Genomic DNA, 5,137 nt, shown 5'->3' with positions numbered 1-5,137 from the left:
ATGAAGTAATGAAGTAATGAAGTAATGAAGTAATGAAGTAGTGAAGTCATGAATAGGGGGCGCACACTGTTCGCAGCGGCGCCCCTTTTTATTTAGCGTTTTGCGCGCTCGCTCTGCACCTGCTGTGCAATACGGTCGCCAATGGTTTGATCAATGTTACGCCAGTACTCAAACGCGCGTGACAGCACCGGTTCTTCCACGCCATCCAACAAATGCCCGCTGACGTTGTTCACCAGACGGTCGCGTGCCGCATCGTCCATCACTTTATTCACCAGCGTATTCGCCTGACCGAAATCATCATCATCTTTGCGCAGCGTATACGGCGCACGCACCATGTTGCCTTGTGATTCCCAGGTGGAGTCGGTGGGATAACGATCGCCATCCGCCACCGGACCGCCTTTAGAATTAGGTGCATACACCGGGTCGGAGACCGGATTCATCCGCATCGCACCGTCTTTGCTGTAACTGTGCACCGGAGAATGAGGCGCATTGACCGGGATCTGTTTGTAATTCACGCCCAACCGCGCGCGGTGCGCATCGGCATAGGCAAATACACGACCAATCAACATTTTGTCAGGGCTCAAACCAATGCCGGGTACCAGATTGTTTGGCTCAAACGCAGCTTGCTCGATCTGTGCATGGTTGTCAGTGGGATTGCGGTTTAGTTGTAGTTTGCCGACTTTGATCAGCGGGTAGTCGGCATGCGGCCAGACTTTAGTGAGATCGAACGGGTTGAAGCGATAGGTCTCAGCTTCGGCAAACGGCATGATCTGCATGTAGAGCGTCCAGCTGGGGAACTCACCGTTTTTAATCGCGTTAAACAGATCGCGGGTGTGGTAGTCGCCATCCTGACCGGCCAAGGTATCCGCGTTTTCCTGCGCCAGAAACTCCACGCCCTGATCGGTTTTGAAGTGATATTTCACCCAAAACTTCTCACCTTGCGCGTTGACCCACATGTAGGTGTGGCTGGAGTAGCCGTTCATATGCCGCCAGCTTTTGGGAATACCGCGATCGCCCATCAACCAGGTAACCTGATGCGCCGATTCTGGCGACAGCGTCCAGAAATCCCACTGCATATCGTGGTCGCGCAAATTGTTGTCGGCGCGGCGTTTTTGCGAGCGGATAAAGTGCTGAAACTTCATCGGATCACGAATAAAGAACACCGGCGTGTTGTTGCCTACCATGTCGTAGTTGCCTTCGCTGGTATAAAACTTGAGGGCAAAACCGCGCGGATCACGCCAGGTGTCGGGACTGCCGCGTTCCCCTGCAACGGTTGAAAAGCGCATCACCACATCAGTTTTTGTGCCCGGCTGAAATACCGCAGCTTTGGTATAGCGGCTGACATCGTCCGTCACTTCAAAATGGCCAAACGCGCCGCTGCCTTTGGCGTGCGGCTGGCGTTCCGGAATACGCTCACGGTTGAAGTTCGCCATTTGCTCAATCAGGTAGTGATCGTGCAGCACCAGCGGACCGTCTGGTCCGACTGACAGAGAGTGTTCATCGCTGGCTACCGGAATGCCAGCATCCGTGGTGGTCGGTTTACGATCGTCATTGCTCATAATATCTCCAGCTTTTGTAAGGTTAATGCAACCCACTAAAGGTAGCAGCGCAGGCCAAACTTGCAGGCGAAGCGGGAGATGAGCGAAGGGCAGAATTAGCGTATGGAAGGGTGCTCTGAGAGAAGACCCCATTCGCGATAGGCCAGGTTAATGTCTGCTGACGAGCTAAGCAACAGCTTGGGCAAGGTCCATTCCGCATACATGCGTTGGTTACGCGGGCGATGGCGCCGAGAGGTGATAAGCAGATAACGCGTCATTTCCCAGGTCAACTTCTCGCGCTGATGTGAGGGGACAACACCGCCAATGCGCTGGGCATCAAACAGCGTACGACGCAGATAACGGAAGAAACTTTGAGTCGGTGGCAGGTCAAGCAGAATGATACCGCTGGCACGCGTTAAGCGGTCCGGTAGCGTGCGCACATAATTGCCGTCCATGACCCAGCTTTCCCCTGCGATAGCGTCGAGATGCAGTTGCCGGAAATCTGCTTCAGCACGGGCTTGCCAGTGCGTGTTGGGGAGGTGATAAAGCTGATCCAGGTGTATGAGCGGGCGCGCTGTCTTGCTGGCGATGGCCTGAGCCAGCGTCGATTTACCGCTGTTTGAAGGCCCCAAAATGCAGATGCGTGGGCCGAAGTCGCTTAATGCCATCATGATGAAAATCCTTTTAATGTCATAAAAAGCTGAACCAAATTGCTGATAGCAAAAAACACCAGTATCAGCCCGCCACCAATGTTGATAGCGATGGACAGCTTACGGATATTGATTACTCGCGCTGAAGTCAGCAGCGTAAAACAGATGATCACCAGCCACAGGGCCATGATGGCAACGTGTATGGAGGCCAGCAGCAGATAATGCAACAAGGCATGATCGCGCCCGGCGAATTGCGATACCACGGTGAGATACAACATCACCGCTTTAGGGTTGAGCACATTGGCTAGCCAGGCATCTTTAATCCCTATGCGGGCACTGCGATAAGAGGCGACAGGTTGGGAAATATGACGACCTCGACGCAACAACTGTACGCCGAGCCACAGCAGATAAGCGGCACCCGCCACGCTTAATAGGTTAAAGATAATGGGGGAACGCACCAGCAGGGCACTGATGCCCAGACCAATCAGCAGCGCATGGGTATAAATACCCAGTGCCGTGCCGAGAATGATCGCCGCCAGCCCGCGCGTGCCTGCCACCAGCGTGTTGTTAATCGCGAGGGTGAAACTCGCCCCTGGCGACAAGGCCACCGGTAAGATCGCAATGATAAAGGCGAGCACGTGCAGGTTCATGAGGGTAACGGCTAAGGAATGTTAAATAATTTTGAATATTATTAGACGGTGAAGCAATAATCTACCACTGCAATCACGCCGCCAGGACTCAGCGGACCTATAAATAGCACAACAATAAGGATGACCATGACCATCGCTTGCCTGCATACCGCCGCCAGTAATATCGCGCTGTTCGATCACGCGGCACACGCCCTTGAATTACCTCCCCACACACTGAGCCATATTGTGATGCCGCACCTGCTGGCTGAAGCCGAGCAAAGTGGCGGTATGACGCAGGAGCAACAGCAACGTTTGTCTCAGCTGTTGCACAGTATGGGACCGTGGTTTGATGCGATAGTCATTACCTGTTCAACGCTGGGGCCAGTGGCCGACACCTTCCAGCCGAAAAACACGGGCTGCCCGGTCTATCGCGCAGACCGAATGCTGGCAGATCACCTGCATCAAATGGCAGGGCCTGCGCTGGTGCTCTGCGCGGCTGAGTCAACGTTAGCCGCCACACGCCTGTTGTTCTGTCCACCCACGCTGCCAGCGGAGAAACAGCCGCAGGTCGCGCTGATCCCTGATGCCTGGGCCGCATTTAAAGCGGGCGATCATCAACGCTATCACGCTCTCATTGCCGACGCGGTAACACAGGGACGCGAGCAGGGCGCACAACACGTAGCACTGGCGCAGGTCTCAATGGCGGCGGCGGCGAACGGCATGCCCGAGGATATCCGGCCGTTGACCATTCCAGCACTGGCGCTGCAAGCCGTTATCGCCATCCACTGAGACAACACGTGGCAGAGGGAAAAGGCACAGTGCCTGCCGCCACGATTATTTTTTGGACCAAAAAAAGAGCAATTTCGTAGCAAGGAAATTCATTTCTTTGGCATCATGCTTATTTAAAGGTGACAATGAATTGTCACGAAAATGTCATTTAAGACTTTAAGAACAATCCGAACTTCCCAGTCCATTATTGCGGTTAAAAATGCGGCATAATTATCCGCTACGTGCTTCAGGCGTCAATAAAATTACTCACATGAAAAGAATTTTTGAGGCGAATAATGGAAACGATACAGGAAAGTGTTGGGCTGCGCGGAACCAATCGACCGCAAGATGTCAAACTGGTGCAAACATTATTAAATAAAAATGGTTTTCCGCAATTACAAATCGATGGCATTTGCGGGAATAACACCACTAAAGCAATTATCACCTACCAAAAACATTTTTATCATCATCCCGATGGCCTGGTGTCACCCGGTAAAAAAACCTTCAGTCAGTTGTCTTCCGGTCAGCGTAGTGGCTTGCCGCGCGCCCACGGTTCCACCGGCAGTAACCCGAATGGCACACGCAAGAACCCAATGACCATGTACCCGAGTTATCAGGTACTTAAACTGATGATGCAGTATGAACAGCTGCACACGTTACCGTATGACGATCACAGTTCTCACACCATCAGTAGCTGGACGGCGGGCGCGACCATCGGTTACGGACATTGGATCAGTCGTCAGAGCGAATTCGACCAGTTTAAAGATGGCATCTCAGAGTCGGCTGCTGAAACGTTATTCTCCCAGGATTTAAAAAAGTTTGTTGATGCGGTGCGACAGTATGCCAAAGTCGCGCTGACTCAAAATGAGTTTGATGCATTAGTCATGCTGGCGTTTAATATTGGCACACGTGATAACCTGAACCATAAAGGCTTATATTACTCGACGGCATTGAAAGTGATTAATGGCGAATCGCCAGAGGATTTGGATCGCGCGTGGATGCAGTTTGTTTATTCGCGCGGCGTGCGTATGAAGGGATTGGTGAATCGCAGGAAAAGTGAATTGAACGTATATCACAAAGGAATTTATATCAAATTATGAAAAAGTTACTTGCCTTATCACTGGTCTGTTTTTCACTCCACGCGATGGCACAGACGCCTGCTGCCAAAAAACCGTTTTTTGATAGCAAAAGCTATCAGGTGTTTCTGGATACCAGCAAATGCGTTGAGGGCGATGTGGAGTGCGATGGCATTGTTTATCACTCGATCAATAAAAAGAATCACCATCAATTGACGCTGAAGGGATCGACGCTGAATATTGGCCCGTCGCACGATTTCCGTGGCTACATCTTCCGCAACGGTGATTACAGTTACGTGTTGTCTCCGGCGGCAGGCGCGGGTAACGATGACAACCACGTCTGGACGCTACAGGTTTCACAGCACCAGTCCAAAGGGGACAAAGTGCTGTTCTCCGAAAACGGCAACGTGGTCGAATAAATCAGCCTGCGGGAGTCGGCACATTCACCAGCCAGGTGCCGCTCCCTTCATCAATAT

6 protein-coding genes are annotated in these 5,137 nt (G+C 52.2%); 3 read left to right on the top strand and 3 right to left on the bottom strand.

What is annotated here, in order from left to right:
* Positions 1-92: 92 nt before the first annotated feature.
* The 3 genes from H7A81_RS25530 to H7A81_RS25520 form a co-directional block, all read right to left on the bottom strand.
* Complete coding sequence (locus H7A81_RS25530) at positions 93-1,559, bottom strand: catalase (protein WP_182059132.1); 1,467 nt, start codon at positions 1,557-1,559, stop codon at positions 93-95.
* A gap of 95 nt (positions 1,560-1,654) precedes the next feature.
* Positions 1,655-2,209, bottom strand: a complete 555-nt coding sequence (locus H7A81_RS25525; protein WP_370529996.1) for an AAA family ATPase — start codon at positions 2,207-2,209, stop codon at positions 1,655-1,657.
* Complete coding sequence (locus H7A81_RS25520) at positions 2,206-2,826, bottom strand: LysE family translocator (protein WP_370529995.1); 621 nt, start codon at positions 2,824-2,826, stop codon at positions 2,206-2,208. Before H7A81_RS25520 ends, H7A81_RS25525 begins: the two co-directional genes overlap by 4 nt.
* 138 nt (positions 2,827-2,964) lie before the next feature.
* On the opposite strand from H7A81_RS25520, the gene H7A81_RS25515 reads away from it, so the two are divergent.
* From H7A81_RS25515 to H7A81_RS25505, 3 genes are all read left to right on the top strand, one after another.
* Entirely contained in the window at positions 2,965-3,606 is a 642-nt protein-coding gene (locus H7A81_RS25515) for a glutamate racemase (protein ID WP_182059130.1), read from the top strand.
* A 275-nt stretch (positions 3,607-3,881) separates the two neighbouring features.
* Positions 3,882-4,685, top strand: a complete 804-nt coding sequence (locus H7A81_RS25510) for a glycoside hydrolase family protein (RefSeq protein ID WP_166931192.1) — start codon at positions 3,882-3,884, stop codon at positions 4,683-4,685.
* Positions 4,682-5,080 carry a hypothetical protein gene (locus tag H7A81_RS25505; protein ID WP_052127453.1) on the top strand — a complete coding sequence of 133 codons (399 nt, stop codon included), beginning with the start codon at positions 4,682-4,684 and terminating at the stop codon, positions 5,078-5,080. Before H7A81_RS25510 ends, H7A81_RS25505 begins: the two co-directional genes overlap by 4 nt.
* Positions 5,081-5,137: the final 57 nt, after the last annotated feature.

The organism is Pantoea sp. ME81, from assembly GCF_903970985.1.
GTDB classification, from domain to species: Bacteria; Pseudomonadota; Gammaproteobacteria; order Enterobacterales; family Enterobacteriaceae; genus Pantoea; species Pantoea communis.
This window is presented reverse-complemented; position numbering and strand designations above follow the sequence as displayed.